This is a genomic window from Citrobacter sp. CK206, assembly GCF_030333125.1.
Taxonomy (GTDB): domain Bacteria; phylum Pseudomonadota; class Gammaproteobacteria; order Enterobacterales; family Enterobacteriaceae; genus Citrobacter_B; species Citrobacter_B koseri.
This window is the reverse complement of record NZ_JAOWGM010000021.1, coordinates 76,184-92,565: the sequence shown is the minus strand read 5'-3', so window position 1 is coordinate 92,565 and position 16,382 is coordinate 76,184. Positions and strand designations below refer to the sequence as shown.

18 protein-coding genes are annotated in these 16,382 nt (G+C 55.5%); 16 read left to right on the top strand and 2 right to left on the bottom strand.

Translation table 11 applies throughout. From position 1 onward, the window contains the following. The first annotated feature begins 4 nt into the window (after nucleotides 1–4). The 6 genes from OGX81_RS03505 to OGX81_RS03480 are packed head-to-tail and all read left to right on the top strand — an operon-like array spanning nucleotide 5 to nucleotide 5,589. Entirely contained in the window at nucleotides 5–1,549 is a 1,545-nt protein-coding gene (locus OGX81_RS03505) for an HAL/PAL/TAL family ammonia-lyase (protein WP_104869042.1), read from the top strand. Continuing rightward, nucleotides 1,549–2,172 carry an ABC transporter permease gene (locus tag OGX81_RS03500; RefSeq protein WP_104869043.1) on the top strand — a complete coding sequence of 208 codons (624 nt, stop codon included), beginning with the start codon at nucleotides 1,549–1,551 and terminating at the stop codon, nucleotides 2,170–2,172. The genes OGX81_RS03505 and OGX81_RS03500 overlap by 1 nt, the downstream gene beginning before the upstream one ends. Further along, on the top strand, nucleotides 2,169–2,801 hold the full coding sequence (locus OGX81_RS03495) for an ABC transporter permease (protein ID WP_012133747.1): 633 nt from the start codon (nucleotides 2,169–2,171) through the stop codon (nucleotides 2,799–2,801). The genes OGX81_RS03500 and OGX81_RS03495 overlap by 4 nt, the downstream gene beginning before the upstream one ends. A 12-nt stretch (nucleotides 2,802–2,813) precedes the next feature. Next, on the top strand, nucleotides 2,814–3,785 hold the full coding sequence (locus OGX81_RS03490) for an ABC transporter ATP-binding protein (RefSeq protein ID WP_104869044.1): 972 nt from the start codon (nucleotides 2,814–2,816) through the stop codon (nucleotides 3,783–3,785). Next, a complete protein-coding gene (locus OGX81_RS03485; RefSeq protein ID WP_104869045.1) occupies nucleotides 3,782–4,786 on the top strand; it encodes an ornithine cyclodeaminase family protein in 1,005 nt (334 codons plus the stop codon). Before OGX81_RS03490 ends, OGX81_RS03485 begins: the two co-directional genes overlap by 4 nt. Continuing rightward, complete coding sequence (locus OGX81_RS03480; RefSeq protein WP_104869046.1) at nucleotides 4,783–5,589, top strand: phosphate/phosphite/phosphonate ABC transporter substrate-binding protein; 807 nt, start codon at nucleotides 4,783–4,785, stop codon at nucleotides 5,587–5,589. The genes OGX81_RS03485 and OGX81_RS03480 overlap by 4 nt, the downstream gene beginning before the upstream one ends. A 52-nt stretch (nucleotides 5,590–5,641) precedes the next feature. Here OGX81_RS03480 and OGX81_RS03475 read toward each other — a convergent pair whose 3' ends face one another. Continuing rightward, nucleotides 5,642–6,574 (bottom strand): LysR substrate-binding domain-containing protein, encoded by a 933-nt coding sequence (locus tag OGX81_RS03475; protein WP_047458702.1) that lies wholly within the window; start codon nucleotides 6,572–6,574, stop codon nucleotides 5,642–5,644. Between the two features lie 171 nt (nucleotides 6,575–6,745). Here OGX81_RS03475 and OGX81_RS03470 point away from each other — a divergent pair, with 171 nt between their 5' ends. The 9 genes from OGX81_RS03470 (at nucleotide 6,746) to OGX81_RS03430 (ending at nucleotide 15,506) form a co-directional block, all read left to right on the top strand. After that, nucleotides 6,746–7,696, top strand: coding sequence for a branched-chain amino acid ABC transporter permease (locus OGX81_RS03470; RefSeq protein ID WP_024130638.1), 951 nt, complete (start codon nucleotides 6,746–6,748; stop codon nucleotides 7,694–7,696). A gap of 10 nt (nucleotides 7,697–7,706) precedes the next feature. After that, a complete protein-coding gene (locus tag OGX81_RS03465; protein WP_049010604.1) occupies nucleotides 7,707–8,813 on the top strand; it encodes a branched-chain amino acid ABC transporter permease in 1,107 nt (368 codons plus the stop codon). Beyond that, nucleotides 8,810–9,577: an ABC transporter ATP-binding protein gene (locus OGX81_RS03460; RefSeq protein WP_012133754.1), complete on the top strand. Its 768-nt coding sequence runs from the start codon at nucleotides 8,810–8,812 to the stop codon at nucleotides 9,575–9,577. The genes OGX81_RS03465 and OGX81_RS03460 overlap by 4 nt, the downstream gene beginning before the upstream one ends. Beyond that, nucleotides 9,570–10,289: an ABC transporter ATP-binding protein gene (locus tag OGX81_RS03455; RefSeq protein WP_058668648.1), complete on the top strand. Its 720-nt coding sequence runs from the start codon at nucleotides 9,570–9,572 to the stop codon at nucleotides 10,287–10,289. Before OGX81_RS03460 ends, OGX81_RS03455 begins: the two co-directional genes overlap by 8 nt. A gap of 27 nt (nucleotides 10,290–10,316) precedes the next feature. Further along, nucleotides 10,317–11,474, top strand: coding sequence for a branched-chain amino acid ABC transporter substrate-binding protein (locus OGX81_RS03450; protein WP_058668647.1), 1,158 nt, complete (start codon nucleotides 10,317–10,319; stop codon nucleotides 11,472–11,474). Nucleotides 11,475–11,491: 17 nt separating this feature from the next. Further along, nucleotides 11,492–11,974: an L-2-amino-thiazoline-4-carboxylic acid hydrolase gene (locus OGX81_RS03445; protein WP_012133757.1), complete on the top strand. Its 483-nt coding sequence runs from the start codon at nucleotides 11,492–11,494 to the stop codon at nucleotides 11,972–11,974. Next, nucleotides 11,971–13,194, top strand: coding sequence for a Zn-dependent hydrolase (locus OGX81_RS03440; protein ID WP_104869047.1), 1,224 nt, complete (start codon nucleotides 11,971–11,973; stop codon nucleotides 13,192–13,194). Before OGX81_RS03445 ends, OGX81_RS03440 begins: the two co-directional genes overlap by 4 nt. A gap of 269 nt (nucleotides 13,195–13,463) precedes the next feature. After that, nucleotides 13,464–14,447 carry a DUF1852 domain-containing protein gene (locus OGX81_RS03435; RefSeq protein WP_104869048.1) on the top strand — a complete coding sequence of 328 codons (984 nt, stop codon included), beginning with the start codon at nucleotides 13,464–13,466 and terminating at the stop codon, nucleotides 14,445–14,447. 27 nt (nucleotides 14,448–14,474) lie between these two features. Beyond that, the gene (locus tag OGX81_RS03430; RefSeq protein WP_104869049.1) at nucleotides 14,475–15,506 is read left to right on the top strand and encodes a methionine synthase; all 1,032 of its coding nucleotides are present in this window, start codon (nucleotides 14,475–14,477) and stop codon (nucleotides 15,504–15,506) included. Between the two features lie 143 nt (nucleotides 15,507–15,649). Here OGX81_RS03430 and OGX81_RS03425 read toward each other — a convergent pair whose 3' ends face one another. Then, entirely contained in the window at nucleotides 15,650–15,829 is a 180-nt protein-coding gene (locus tag OGX81_RS03425; RefSeq protein WP_047458716.1) for an Hpt domain-containing protein, read from the bottom strand. On the opposite strand from OGX81_RS03425, the gene OGX81_RS03420 reads away from it, so the two are divergent. Beyond that, nucleotides 15,821–16,189: an outer membrane protein gene (locus tag OGX81_RS03420; RefSeq protein ID WP_024130640.1), complete on the top strand. Its 369-nt coding sequence runs from the start codon at nucleotides 15,821–15,823 to the stop codon at nucleotides 16,187–16,189. The genes OGX81_RS03425 and OGX81_RS03420 overlap by 9 nt on opposite strands. The last annotated feature ends 193 nt before the right edge of the window (nucleotides 16,190–16,382 follow it).

Here is a 16,382-nt window from a genome sequence, read left to right as displayed (position 1 = left end):
GACCGTGACAACGACACTTTTTCTGGGCGACGCGCCGCTCACGCTTGATGACATGCGAGCTGTCGCTGACTGCGGCCAGACTGTCGCGCTGGGGGCGCAGGCGCAGCAGGCCATCAGCGCGTCCTTTGATTTTCTGCTGCATAGCATCAGCGCCGGAAAACATATCTATGGCGTCACCACCGGGCTTGGCGCTAATGTCGATACGACGCTGCTGCACACGCAAAATGACCGTCACGATGAGGATCTGCTACAGGCGATTCAGCGACGAATCCCGCTGGCGCGGGCGGTCGGCGTCGGCCAGCAGGCAACGCCCGCACAGGTTCGCGCGATCATGCTGGCGCGTCTTGCGGGTTTCGTGCAGGGCGCATCGGGTATTTCTCTGCCCGTGGCGCAGGCGCTGCTGGCCTTTATCAACGAAGGCATCCATCCGCGCGTTCCGCTTATCGGATCTATCGGCGAAGCGGATCTCGCGCCGCTGGCGCATATCGGATGCGCGCTCATCGGCGATGGCGAAGCGGAATATCAGGGTACGGTGGCGCCGGTCTCCGCACTGCTGAACCAGACGGGTCTGACGCCTGCGCCGCTGCGTGGAAAAGACGGGCTGGCGCTGGTGTCGTCTAACGCCGCCAGCGTCGGCCTCGCCGCGCTGCTGCTGCACGACGCCTCCCGGCTTATGAACGTCCACGCGGGCGCTATCACGCTCTCGTTTGAAGCGTTTCGCGCTAATATCTCGCCGCTGACGCCCTGGGCGGCGCGGATGCGCCCCGCACCGCAACAGGCCAGGACCGCCGCGTATCTGCTGGCGCTGCTGGAAGGCAGCCCGCTACTCCAGCCCGGCAGCGCGCGTTCGTTGCAGGACCCGCTTAGCTTCCGCTGCGTCGCGCCGGTGCTGGCCTGCGTTTGCCATGCCTGGTTGAATGCCCGCGCGGCGGTGGAACTGGAACTCAACAGCGCCGACGACAATCCCGGCCTGCTGGCTGAGTCTGAACAGGTTCTGGCAAATGCCAATTTTGATGCCACGCATCTGGCGCTGGCGCTGGAAAGCCTCGGGCTGGCTCTCGCCCGCCATGCCGCATGCAGCGGTGAACGCATCATGAAACTGATGTCACCCGCCGCCAGCGGCCTGCCGCGTTTTCTCACCCGCCACGCCGGGCAGACAGGCTTCGCCACGCTGCAAAAAACGGTTTCCGCGCTGGTCAGCGATATCGCCCATCATGCCCAGCCGCTCTCCCCGCTGACGATGCCGGTAGCCGATCGGATTGAAGATTACGCCTCGCAGGCAATGGGGGTGGTCGCAAAAACCACACGACTACTGGAAAGCCTGCGCTATCTGGTGGCCATTGAACTGTTGGTTGCCGCGCAGGCGCTGGATCTTCAGGCGTCGCCACGCCCAGGACGCTATGCAACGGCATTACACGACAAGATTCGCGCTCGGGTGGCGCCGCTGGATGAAGATCGCGCCAGCGCTGGCGATATTTCCGTTCTGGCCGACGCAATAATGCAGCCGGAATGGCTTGCAGGCCAGGCCGTATTGCTGGAGACCTCCTGATGCGCTGGGCGACGCGACACTATGACGACATTCTGCTGGCGCTCTGGCAGCATCTGGTACTGGTCGGCGCCGCAATGCTGATGGCGTTCGCCATTTCACTGTTTCTCGGCATTACCACCGCCCGCCGCCCGCGACTGTATGCGCTGGTGATGGCGGTCACCGGCATGATTTTTTCCATTCCAGGGCTGGCGCTATTCGCACTGCTCATCCCGTGGCTCGGCATCGGAATGCTCCCGGCTATTGTCGGGCTGACAGCCTATGCGCTGATGATCCTGACCCGCAATATTGCCACCGGTTTTCATGCCATTCCGCTGGACGTCCGCGAAGCGGCGCGCGGAATGGGATATGGCGCCTGGCGCAATTTGCGCGAAGTGGAACTGCCGCTGGCGCTACCGTTCATCATCACCGGACTGCGCATTGCCACCACCACGCTTATCGGCATCGCTACGGTCGCGGCATATATCAACGCCGGTGGACTTGGCGCGATTATTCTCGCCGGGCTGGATCAGCGCTATCCAGAGAAAATATATATCGGCGGCGGCCTGACGTCACTGCTGGCGATCGGCGCGGATCTGTTTTTTGTCCGGCTACAGCGGCGCGTTTTACAGGGGAGAGACCAATGATAATCCAGGCATGGCTATGGGTGCTGGATAACCAGCCGCTGTTCTGGCAGGCAGTGTGGCAGCATCTGATGATGTGCGGGCTGGCGCTCAGCATCGCCCTGATTATTGCTATCCCGACGGGCGTGCTGATCGCGAACATCCCTCGCCTCGCTTTTATCATCACCAGCGGCGCCAGCACGCTGCGGACGATCCCAAGTCTGGCGATCCTTGCGGCGGTCATGCCGTTTCTCGGTATTGGCCTGCTGCCTTCAGTCGTCGCGCTGGTGGTGCTGGCCGTGCCGCCGATTTTGCTCAACACCTGCACCAGCATTCAGTCCGTGAACCCGGATACGCTCTCAGCGGCGCACGGCATGGGGCTGACGCCCTGGCAGGTCACAGGCAAAATCGTACTGCCTCTGGCGGCTCCCGGCATTCTCGCCGGCTGCCGTACCGCCGCCGTACAGGTTGTCGGCGGCGCGGCTCTGGCGTCATTTATCGGTGGCGGCGGTCTGGGGGATTTTGTCACCACCGGCATTGCCATCATGGACATGTCGCGCCTGCTGGTCGGCGCGGTGCCGATTATTCTGCTCGCTGTGGCTATCGAAGCGCTTTTCGCCCTGCTTGAGCGCCTGTTTTCTCAGCCGACGTAAAGGGCTAATGTAATGATTACACTGGAAAATATTAGCAAAATTTATCCTGGTTCGCCGCGTAAAGCGCTTGACGATCTCTCCATGACGTTTGAAGAGGGAACCACCACGGCCCTGATTGGCCCTTCCGGCTGCGGTAAAACCACCACCATGCGCTTAATCAACCGGCTGGAACAACCCACTTCCGGGCGTGTCCGGGTAAATGGGCGCGACGTCGCAACGGAAGATCCGGTGATGCTGCGTCGGCATATCGGCTACGTTATTCAGAACGTCGGACTGTTCCCGCATATGACCGTCGCGGACAACATTGCCACGGTGCCGCGCCTGCTGGGCTGGAGCGCCTCGCGTATTCAGGCGCGAGTGGAAACATTACTGGAACTGGTCGGGCTGGATGCCCGGCAATACGCCAGCCGATTTCCTGCCGCGCTTTCCGGTGGTCAGCGGCAACGGGTCGGCGTTGCCCGCGCACTGGCGGCGGACCCGCCGGTCATGCTGATGGATGAACCGTTCGGCGCCATCGATCCGCTGGTTCGCGGGCGATTACAGACCGAGTTTAAGCAGATTCTGCAACGCGTGAAAAAGACGGTGATTATCGTCACTCACGATCTTGATGAGGCCATCAAAATGGGCGATCGCATCGCCATTATGCGCGAAGGACGCCTGTGCCAGTATGCCCCGCCCGCTGAAGTGCTCTCGGCCCCGGCAGATGAGTTCGTCGCGGCTTTTGTCGGCAGCGATGCGGCGCTGAAACTTCTTGCTATTACCCCGGTCGCCCAGGCGATGGAAACGTCTCTGAGCGCTGACCATCCACAACGGCTTGACGTCAACGCTACCCTGAAAGATGCGCTGGCGCTGATGCTTTCCCGGCGCGCCGACAGCATCACCGTCACCAAATGCGGCGCGCCCGTTGGCGTATTAACTCGCCAGCGGCTTTTCACCCACGTACGACCCGATGCGAACCATGCTATCAGTGAGAGAAATCTATGACTCAACCCATCCATTTAACCTGGCTAAACGGCCTCGACGTTGACCAACTGAAGCTCACGGATACAGAAATCCTCACGGCGGTGGAGGACGGGCTGCGGGCACAGGGAGAGAAAAAAACAGTCATTGAACCGCGCATGCATTTAATTCCCGATAAAGCGTTTAACGGCCACTTTAACGTGCTGCGCGGTTATATCGAACCGCTGGGACTCGCCGGGGTAAAAATCGTCGGCGATTACGTCAATAACTATACGCTCGGGCTGCCCTCGGAAATGGCGCTGCTGAACCTGTTCGATCCGCGCACCGGGATGCCGGTCGCCATTCTGGACGCGTCAGCGATCACCGATATGCGCACCGGCGCGCTTACCGCGCTGGGCGCACGCCACCTTGCCCGCCGCAACAGTAAAGTGCTGGGACATATCGGCGCGCGGGGAACCGCCTGGTGGAACGTTCGTCTGCTCAACAGCATTTATGATTTTGATGAAATCCGCATTCATTCGCGTCGCCCGGAAAGCCGTACCGCATTTGCCCGCCGTCTGGAGCAGGATCTCGGCAAAAAAATCATCGTTACTGATGACTGGGAAAGCTGCGTGCGCGGCGCGGATATTGTGGTCGAAGCCTCGCGTCTTAATGCGCCTACGCCGCTGTTAAAAACAGAATGGATAAAGCCCGGCGCCTTTGTTGTGCCCTACGGCACCATGAGCGCCGTGGAACTGTCGCTCACCGACATGATGGACAAGCTGGTGGTGGACGACTGGGGGCAGTGCAAAGGCGGCATGTTTGGTTCACTGCGAGCCCACGTAGAAGCGGGAAAATTAAGTGAGCATACCCTGCATGCCGAGCTGGGCGACATTGTCGCGGGCACGAAGCCAGGCCGTGAAAATGATGATGAAACCATCCTCTTCTGGCACCGGGGGCTGTCGCTAAGCGATATTGCGCTGGGGCATACGATGCTGAAGAAAGCGCATGCGCTGGGTATTGGTCAGGAGCTACGATACCGATGATTGTTAACGCAAGAATGTACTCGGTAACTCCGGCTGCGGCGGAGGGGTGGAAAAGACTCCTGCCCGAAGCCGTGCGCCGCGCCGGGCTGACGGCAGAGATTGTTGACTACCCGGCCCCGGCCAGGCTGGAGGGGCTATGGGCTCGTTCCGATCTGCTGGCGGTATTCATGTGCGGCTGGCCCTTCGCGCAGCGGCGCTTTTCGGTACGCCCGGTGGCCGCGCCGGTTACGGAAGAGGCCGCCAGAGAAGGGATTCCAGGGCACTACCGCACCCTATTTATGGTGCCGACATCGTCTACCGCCAGATGTCTGGAAGAGACGTTCGGCGGGCGGCTGGCGTATACCAACCCGGAGTCGCACTCCGGCTATAACGCGGTACGCTATCATCTGTCGGCATACATTAACGAGACGCGAAAGACGCTCTATCGCACGCTTGTCGGGCCGCTAATCACCCCGCGACGCGTGGTGGAAGCGCTGGCGGCGGGCGAAGCGGATGTCGGCCCGTTGGACAGCTATGCCTGGTCGCTTCTGTGCCGGTATGAGCCGGAATTAACGCGCCATGTGCGCATACTGACGCGCAGCGTTCCCGCACCGATGCCTTTACTGGTGGCAAGCGATACCGTTAATCCACAGACCATTACGGCACTGCAAACGGCGCTGCTGACGCTGAATACAGAGCGCGACGCCACGCTATTACGGCCTCTGGGGCTGCGGGGATTTATCACCCCGTCAGCAGACGCCTGGCAAGTCGTCTGCGACCGGGAAGAAATTGCGTTCTCCAGAGGTTATGCAACGCTGCGCTGAAAACGGCATTTTATTATGTCGCCCCCAACTCGCTTCATACGCGGTGATGTCGTTATACGGTAGCCGCTTCGCGCCTTAACCAATTCTGTAATAGCTTGCCATCCTGCGTCATTTCACTATCCTGGCGGACGCACAAATAGTAGTCGCGCCCGTCATCTATTGGCAGATCGAAAATCTTCACCAGCTCGCCTTTGTCCAGGTACGGCATAATGAGGGGTTCGCGCATCAGGGCGCATCCCAGTCCTGCCTGTACGCCCGCCAGCGTCAGCAGACCGTCCTCAAACAAGGGGCCGCTGCGCGGCGGGGAACGCTTCACGCCCTGCTGAATAAACCATTGATGCCAGGTGGTTCGTTCTTCATCATGCAGCAGCGGCATCTGCATCAGTTGCTCCGGGGTATCAATATGACCATGCAGTCGCAAAAACGCCTGGCTGCATACTGGCACCATGCGCCCGGAAATCAGTTTTTCACTCTGGTATCCCGCCCAGTTGCCATTGCCGAAGCGGATCGACATGTCTGAAGCATCACTCAGATAGTTGCGGTGATTGGCATACACCACGTTAATCTCGGTATGCGGATTCGCGCGCATAAACATCGGCAGGCGAGGAATAAACCAGCCCATCCCAAAAAGCGGAATCAAGCTAATCGTTACCTGCCGGGTCTGCTCCTGCTCCACCAGATGCTCCGTCGCCTGACGCAAAACGTTAAACGCCGCACGGATCGAACGATAATATTCACGCCCTTGCTGGCTCAGCGCCAGTCGTCGCCCATGCCGTTCGGTGAGCGCGATTTGCAGATATCCCTCAAGTAATTTGAGCTGATGGCTAACCGCAGATGGCGAAATCGCCAGTTCCCTCGCGGCTTGCGTCACGCTTCCTAACCGGGCAATGGCTTCAAAGGCGCGCACCGCCCGCAACGGAGGATCGTTGGCAAGGCGACTCTCCGCAAAGGAGGGCAATGTCGTCAATTGTTCTGTTTTATTCATATATTGATTTCTTTAGGCTGTAACCTTGTTTTGTGATTAATAAAATAATCATATTAATCATTAAGATATGAAAATATCTGTTTATCATAAGAAATAATATATGTGTATTTTACAATTTTATTCAATTATTGGATGGTACCCACTGAAAGAGCAATTTGTCGGGTACAAACGTTGGACACACTCATACAACAACTGATAAACGGTGTGATGCTGGGCAGCATCTACGCGCTGATCGCGCTGGGCTATACCATGGTGTATGGTATTTTGCGTATTATTAACTTTGCTCACGGCGATATCCTGATGGTTGGCGCGCTTACTACGCTCTCCGCCATCAATGTCCTGAATCATACCTTCCCTGCTATGCCGCAGTTACTGCAACTCGGTGTAGCGCTGCTCATTGCGATGGCCGTCTGCGCCCTGCTGGCAATGGCGGTAGAACGTTTCGCCTATCGCAGGCTGCGTAACGCTCCACGGCTGGCTCCGCTGATCTCCGGTATCGGCGTTTCCGTATTACTGCAAACCGTGGCGATGATCGTCTGGACCCGCAACCCGCTGATGTTCCCGCAGATCCTGTCGATGGCCCCGATCGCCGTGACCTCCGGCGGCGAAACTCATCCACCCGCGATTATCACTCTCACCGGCATTGTCACCGTCGGGCTGGCGCTGGCAGTCATGACCGGTCTGTGGCTGCTGGTTGAATACACTCGCCTCGGGCGAGGCATGCGCGCAGTGGCAGAGAATCCGCGAGTCGCCACGCTGATGGGCGTTAACCCAAACGCCATCATCACCCTGACGTTTGCTATCGGCGGCATTTTTGCGGCGCTGGCCGGCGTGATGATGGCGAGCAACTACGGTAACGCCAGCTTCTCAATGGGCTTTCTCCCCGGAATTAAAGCGTTCACCGCCGCCGTGCTTGGCGGCATTGGCAATATTCGCGGCGCGATGATCGGCGGGATTTTACTGGGCGTCATAGAAGCGCTGGGTGCGGGCTATCTCGGTGAACTCACTAACGGCGTCTTTGGCAGTAATTACCAGGACGTGTTTGCCTTCATCGTGTTGATCCTGGTGCTGGTATTCCGTCCGGCAGGTTTGTTGGGCGAGCGCGTGGCGCACAGAGCGTAAGGGAAAATCAATGACAACCGTACAACTGCAAGCTCCAGCCACGACGCGCAAATTCTGGTCAGGCATGACCTTGTTCTGCATCGCATTGCTGATCGCTCCTGTCGTTGCCAGTCAGCTTGGCGGTAACTACTGGGTCCGCGTGATCGATTTCGCCCTGCTCTACATCATGCTGGCGCTGGGGCTTAATATCGTCGTGGGCTATACCGGCCTGCTGGATATGGGGTTTATTGCCTTTTATGCCGTTGGGGCTTATCTGGCCGCTCTGCTGGCCTCTCCCCATCTGTCTGAGGTGTTCCCAATCCTCACCGTCTGGTTCCCGGACGGGCTACATACCTCGTATCTGCTGATCGTTCCGGCTGCGGCACTGGTCGCTGCCGTATGCGGCATTTTGCTTGGCGCACCGACGCTGAAGCTGCGTGGGGATTATCTGGCAATTGTTACGCTGGGCTTTGGCGAAATTATCCGCATTCTGATGCGCAACCTCGATCGTCCGGTGAATATCACCAACGGCGCCAAAGGCATCACCGGCGTGGATACGCTTAACCTGTTTGGCCTGAAGTTCAGCGGTGTTTATCACTGGCTCGGCTTTAAAGTGCCCGCGTTGTGGCTGTGGTACTACCTGCTGATGCTGGTCATTGTGGCGATCATTTTTGTCTGCCTGCGCCTGCAACACTCACGTATCGGTCGCGCCTGGCACGCGATTCGTGAGGACGAAGACGTGGCCCGCGCGATGGGCATTAACGTGCGCAACTATAAGCTGCTGGCTTTTGCTATGGGCGCCTCGTTTGGCGGCGTCGCTGGCGCACTGTTTGGCGCGTTTCAGGGATTTGTCTCCCCGGAATCCTTCACCTTGCAAGAGTCCATTGCCGTGCTGGCGATGGTGGTGCTGGGCGGTATGGGCCATATCCCCGGCGTGATCCTCGGTGCGGTGTTGCTGACCGCTCTGCCGGAACTGCTCCGTAGCCAGGCGGCCCCTGTTCAACAGATGTTGTTCGGTACGGTACTGATTGACCCGGAAATTTTGCGTCAGCTCTTCTACGGCCTTGCACTGGTGCTGGTGATGCTGGTTCGCCCATCCGGTATCTGGCCGGTTCGCCACAAAGAGGTGAAAGCATGAGCCTGTTAACCGTGAGCAATATGTCCAAACGCTTTGGCGGCCTGACCGCCGTGGACGATGTCTCGCTTTCCATTAATAAAGGCGAGATCTACGGTCTGATCGGCCCCAACGGAGCCGGAAAAACCACCTGTTTTAACCTGATTACCGGGCTTTACCCGGCAGACAGGGGGGCGTTTTTTATTGCAGACCAACCCTATTACCCAAAACAGATAGAGAAAGTCACCGCCGCCGGGATTGCACGCACTTTTCAAAACGTGCGTCTGTTCAACGAGATGTCGGTGCTGGAAAACGTGATGGTCGGTCGCCACGTTCGTACCCGTAATGGGCTATGGGCTGCACTGAGCCGCCATAAACGCGCCCGTGAGGAAGAAGCGCAAACCCGCGAACAGGCCTGGCGCTGGCTGGAGTACACCGGCATTGCAAAGTTTGCCCATTACCGCGCCTGCGATCTGGCCTATGGCCACCAGCGTCGTCTTGAGATCGCCCGCGCGCTGGCTACAGATCCGCTGCTTCTGGCGCTTGACGAACCTGCTGCGGGGATGAACGCCGCCGAGAAGGTCGCGCTTGGCGAGCTGTTAATCCGTATTCGTGAAGATGGCAAAACCCTGCTGATGATCGAGCACGACGTCAAGCTGGTGATGAACATCTGCGACCGCCTGACGGTGCTCGATTACGGCAAAACGCTGGCCTGCGGCACGCCGGATAGCGTGCGTCGCGACCCGGCAGTTATCGCAGCCTGGCTTGGAGGCAATAAGCATGTCTGAGTTACTGAAGGTGGAACGCCTGGATGTGCATTACGGCGGTATTCAGGCCGTTCGCGATATCTCCTTTACCCTGCATGAGGGTGAACAAGCCACGCTGATTGGCGCCAACGGCGCGGGTAAAAGTTCCACCGTGCGCGCCATCACCGGGCTGGAAAGTTTTAACGGCAACATTGAGTTCAATGGCAAAGCCGTACGCAAACAGAAACCGGAGACGCTGCTGCGCAACGGGCTGGTGATGGTGCCGGAAGGTCGCGGCATCTTTGCCCGCATGACGGTGCTTGAAAATTTGCAGATGGGGGCATGGTTAAGGCGTGACGCCGCCAGCGTTAAGCGCGAAATGGCAGAGATTTTTGAGCGTTTCCCGCGTCTTGGCGAACGCCAGCACCAGCTTGCAGGACTGCTCTCTGGCGGCGAACAGCAGCTGTTAGCGCTCAACCGCGCCCTGCTGAGCCGCCCGCGTTTGCTGATCCTCGACGAGCCGTCTATGGGGTTAGCCCCCAGGATGGTGGAAAACATTTTTACCGTGATCGCCGGGCTGCGCGCATGCGGCGTCGCCCTGCTGCTCATTGAACAAAACGCCCGACTGGCGCTGGAAGTAACCGACAGCGCCTGGGTGATGGACAGCGGCAGCATTGTGCATCACGGCGAGTCGAAAGCGATGCTTAATGACGATCAAATTGCACAGATTTATTTGGGCGAAATGCCTGTTTAACACACTCACCAACAGCAGGGAAAAACAATGAAAACAGTAAAAATCAGTGCGCTCAGCGCCGCTATTCTGCTCAGTAGTTTTGCCTCTACAGGTGCATGGTCAGCTAAAAGCGAAACCGTGACCATCGGTCTTGCAGGCCCGCTTACCGGCCCGTCTGCCCGTATTGGTAAAGATCTGGAGAACGGCGCCCAACTGGCGATTAACGATATCAACAAGCAGCACCCGACCATCGGTGGTAAAGCGGTGACCTTCAGGCTGCAATCTGAAGACGATCAGTCTGACCCGCGCACTGCCGTGGCTGTGGCGCAGCGTCTGGTCGATAGCGGCGTGGCGGGCGTGGTCGGCCACTGGAATACCGGCACCAGTATTCCGGCGGCACGCGTTTATCACGATGCGGGTATCGCCCAGGTCGCGCCCGTTGCCACCGGTCATGCCTATACCAGACAGGGCTTTGATACCAGCTTCCGTGTGATGGGGCATGACGACGACGGCGGCCAGTTTGCCGGTCAGTACGCGGTGAATACCCTGAAGGCAAAACGTATTGCCGTGATCGACGACCGTACCGCATTCGGTCAGGGGCTGGCTGACGAGTTTATAAAATCACTTGAAGCGCAGGGCGTGAAGATTGTTGACCGTCAGTACGTTGACGACAAAACCGTGGATTTCAGCGCCGTGCTGACCGCCATTCGTAGCAAAAATGCTGACCTGATCTTCTTCGGCGGCGTGGATAGCCAGGCCGCGCCGCTGGCGCGTCGTATCAAACAGCTGGGTATGAACGCCACGCTGATGGGCGCAGGCGGCTTCGTCAGCCAGACCTTCCTACAACTGGCCCAGAAAGAAGGTGAAGGCGTCGTGGCGCTGGAGCCGGGCCTGCCGGTTGAGCAAATGCCGGGCGGTAAGGCGTTCGAACAAGAGTATCAGTCTCGCTACCACACCCATATTGAACTCCACGCCCCGTTCGCCTATGACGCCACCCGCGTTCTGGTTGCTGCGATGGAAAAAGCCGACTCTGTCGATCCGGCTGAGTATCTGCCGGTTCTGCGCGCAATAAGCTATTCCGGCGTTACCGGGCAGATCGCTTTTGATAATGAAGGCAACCTGAAATCGCCGTCTTTCACCGTCTACAAAGTCGTGGATGGTAAATGGCAGCCGCAAACGGTACTGGGCGGCGCCAAAACGAAGTAACGCAGTGAGGCAATGTGATGAGTGATAATAATGAGCTGGGCATTCTCGCCCGCCGCAAAATAGAAGCAGAGATTATTAAACCAATCTATGAAATCCTGGTGCGCGAGATAGGGAAAGCCCGCGCCCAGGCGGTCATTGGCGAAGCCATTGAGCAGGCGGCGATCGATGCCGGTAAAGAATTTGCGCGCAAGGAGCCGAATGGCACAGACGTGAAGAGTTTTATCGCCCTGCAATACCTGTGGGAGAAGGATAACGCGCTGGATGTCAAAGTGATCGACGCCGACGACAAGCAGTACAACTATAACGTCACCCGCTGCCGTTATGCCGAGATGTACCACGAGATGGGCCTCGGTGAGATTGGCCACCTGCTCTCCTGCGCCCGCGATGAGAAATTTATCGTCGGCTACGCGCCCGACGTGGAGCTGACCCGTACGACCACCATCATGCAGGGTGGCGCATGCTGTGACTTTCGCTATCGCACCAAAAAGGAAGACGTATGATCCGCGTGAATGCAGAGCGTTTATGGTCGACGCTTGAGATAATGGCGCAAATCGGCGGCACACCAGCCGGTGGCGTCACCCGACTGGCATTAAGCAATGAGGATCGCCTCGCCCGTGATTTACTGCGCGACTGGGCGTTGGAAGCCGGATTCCGCTGCGAAATCGATAGCATGGGCAACATGTTTATTCGCCGCGCCGGTAAAAAACCACAGCTTGCGCCGGTGATGACCGGTTCACACGTTGATTCTCAGCCGCTGGGTGGGCGATATGATGGAATTTACGGCGTGCTGGCCGGGCTGGAAGTGCTGCGTACTTTAAACGATCAGAACATAGAGACCGAACGCGATATTGTACTGGTCAACTGGACCAATGAAGAAGGCGCGCGCTTCGCGCCAGCAATGCTGGCCTCCGGCGTCTGGAGCGGGCAGTTCACACAACAATACGCGTGGGCGCGTGAAGATCAGGATGGCATCAGCGTCGGCGAAGCGCTTGAGGCCATCGGTTACCGTGGCGACCAGCCCGCCGTCGCCTTCCCTGTCTACACCTGTTACGAGCTACATATCGAGCAAGGCCCGATTCTCGAAGAGGAAGGTATTGATATCGGCCTGGTGCATGCCGCTATGGGCCAGCGCTGGTTCAACGTTGTAATTCGCGGATTTGCCGCCCATGCCGGCACCACGCCAATGGCCAGCCGCCGCGATGCGTTGACCGCCTTCGCCCGTCTGACGCTGGCGGTGGAGGATATTGGCAATCAGCACGAACCAAACGGCAGAGCGACAATCGGTATGGCGCAGATTTCACCGGGATCGCGTAACGTAGTGCCAGGGGAAGTACATTGCAGCGTGGAGTTTCGTCATCCACAGACTGCCACCCTCCAGGCAATGGAAACGGCGCTTCGCAAGGCAACCGCCGATCTGAATCAGCGCGGCATTCAGCTCGACGTGGAACGTATCTTCGATTACGCCCCCATCGCATTTGACGAGACCTGCCTACAGCGCAGCGCAAACGCGGCCCAGGCACTGGGATACAGCAGCAAACGGATGGTGTCCGGCGCCGGTCACGATACCTGTTATATCAGCAAAATCGCGCCTGCCAGCATGATTTTTATCCCCTGCGAAAAAGGCATCAGCCATAACGAGGCAGAAAACATTCAGCCGGAATGGGCAGAAAAAGGCGCTAATGTTCTGCTGCACAGCCTCCTGCCAGCTGCGCTTGAATAACAGAGCCAGGTGAACCGGTCAGTCAGAAGAATCACTATTCAACTTAATCGATTACAAGCATGACCGGGTTTGACCATACAGCAGACCATGAATATGACTCATGTTGTAATGAAATTAAGTCTCTTTCACTCATCCAGTGACTCTGGCATAAAAGAGACCTTACTCACTTATTGATAACATGAAGACTGCTAAATAATAAAGTCAGGTAACTCTGTAAAATCAATAAATTAATTCAGTTTTCATATCATGACTTAGGATGCAGGATCACGATGAATAACGATTTTACATTTACGATCAAAAGCAGTCGCTTCGATGAACATTATAACCCTTCTGAAAATACGCGTATTACTACCAACTTTGCGAATCTGGCCAGAGGAAAGAACCGCCAGGAAAACTTACGCAACACGTTAGTGATGATTGACAATCGCTTCAATACACTGGCGTATTGGGATAACCCCAAAAGCGATCGTTATTCTGTGGAACTTGATATCATTTCTGTTGCGATGAATATTAACGTTGATAGCAACAGCGATACGTTCCCCGCAATTGAAATATTAAAAACCAATATTATTGACAAAAAGAACAACGAACGTTTTGAAGGTATTGTCGGGAATAATTTCTCCTCTTACGTGCGAGATTATGATTTTAGCGTATTACTGCCAGAGCATAACAAAAACAAACCTGAGTTTAGCATTCCAGATAATTTTGGTGATTTGCATGGTAACATATTTAAACATTTCATAAACTCAAATGAATACAAAGAGCATTTCAAAAAACCACCTGTGATATGTCTCAGCGTGTCAAGTAACGATATCTATCATCGGACTGGGAATCAGCATCCTGTATTGGGTATCGAATACCAGCCAGGTGGTTCTTCGTTAACTGAGAAATACTTCAAAAAAATGGATTTGCAGGTTCGCTATTTTATGCCAAAAAATAGCGTTGCACCTTTAGCCTTTTATTTTTCTGGTGATTTACTTAGTGATTACACGAATCTTGAACTTATCAGCACCATCAGCACGATGGAGACGTTCCAGAAGATTTACCGACCTGAAATTTACAATGCCAACGCCGCCGCAGGTCAATGCTATCAACCAAATCTGAACCACCAGGATCATTCATTAACAAAAATTGTTTATGATCGGGAAGAACGCAGCCAGCTGGCTATTGAGCAGGGAAAGTTTACAGAAGAGCATTTCATCAAACCATACAAAGATATTCTTGAAAAATGGTCTGCTCACTACGCTCTTTGATTAACCGAAAATAAAAGGTCATCGATTATGAAAATATTACTACCCACTTCAACGGCTGGCAGTTTACCTAAACCTTCCTGGCTTGCTCAACCTGAGACGCTTTGGTCGCCCTGGAAATTGCAAAATGAGGAATTAATCGAGGGAAAACAAGATGCGCTACGTTTGTCCCTGGATGATCAACTACGGGCAGGTATTGATATTGTTAGTGATGGCGAGCAAACGCGCCAACACTTTGTCACCACGTTTATTGAACACCTCAGCGGCGTTGATTTTGAGAAACGTCAGATTGTTAAAATTCGTAATCGCTATGATGCGAGCGTACCGACCGTTGTTGATGCGGTAGCGCGTCAAAAACCCGTTTTTGTTGAAGATGCAAAGTATTTACGCCAGCTCACTCGTCAGCCAATTAAATGGGCGCTGCCAGGGCCTATGACGATGATCGATACGCTCTACGATGCCCACTATAAAAGCCGCGAAAAGCTGGCCTGGGAATTTGCAAAAATTCTCAATCAGGAAGCCAGAGAGTTAGAAGCTGCCGGTGTCGATATAATCCAGTTTGATGAGCCCGCATTTAATGTGTTTTTTGATGAAGTGAATGACTGGGGGATCGCCGCATTAGAAAAAGCCATTGAAGGGCTAAAATGCGAAACCGCTGTGCATATCTGCTATGGATATGGCATCAAAGCCAATACCGACTGGAAAAAGACGCTGGGGTCAGAGTGGAGACAATATGAAGAAGCTTTTCCCAAACTGCAAACGTCTAATATCGATATCATCTCACTGGAATGTCATAACTCGCATGTTCCAATGGATCTGCTTGAACTGATTCGCGGTAAAAAAGTCATGGTAGGAGCCATTGACGTGGCAACCAATACCATTGAGACACCAGAGGACGTCGCCAGTACGTTACGTAAAGCGCTTCAGTTTGTCGATGCCGACAAGCTCTATCCTTCTACCAACTGTGGTATGGCACCCTTATCTCGTCAGGTAGCCAGAGGTAAGCTCGATGCCCTAAGCGCAGGCGCAGAAATCATCCGAAGAGAACTTTCGGCTAAATGACTCTGTTAATAAGATACGGGCTATAAACCGCAGTGGGTAATATATCCCTGAGCGGCAGAACCGCATGCTGGCGCAGAAGGCGTCAGCCAGACAGCTGCTGTTTATCGCCCTCTTTCAAACAGTTCATAACTGCCCGGAGGGGGTTAAGATTTTTCTGCCAGCCACTTATTAAAGCGCACCATATCTTCCAGCACACATTCGACCAACTGTTCAATCGTTTCCCAGTCCTGCTCGTTATTGCAGGCAACTTCAAGCGCCTCACAGGTCTCTTTCAGCGGCGTATAATTCATCATCCGTGCACCGCCGTTAATCCGGTGTGCCATGCGGCCAACCTTGTCACGGTCTCGCTGTTCAAGTCGCAGTTTAAGTTTCCCGATAAATTCGCCCTGTACGCAACGGCTGGCGCCGGTGTAGCGAAAGTGAAAGTAGGTGGCTGGCAGGGTAATGACACCCGCGAGTTCGCCGGCAACACGCAAACCAACTTTACGTACTCCGTTGGTGCGGGTGCTTCTTATGAAGTTATTAACGATTTGACCCTGTACGCCACTTATCGTTATGTCGATATGGGCAATATCGAAAGCGGCCGTAACACCTTTGTAAACGCCCGTGCTCTACAGGATGAAAATATGCGTGGACGCCTGGTCAACAATGAATTTGTGTTCGGCGTTCGTTACGTCCTTTAAGGCACTTTGACAGAGAGTTTCATCCCCCTCCTTTCAGGTATTTGTTCTCATCTTTTATGCCACTTTTTTCCTGACCTTACCGCCTTCCTGCCGGGTGGTAAGGCTTTTAACCCACAGCCCTAATGGCGAAAAAAATCTTATAATGTTGGTAGGTTCACCGATACTTCTTTGGCATTCACTCTAAAACCCCATT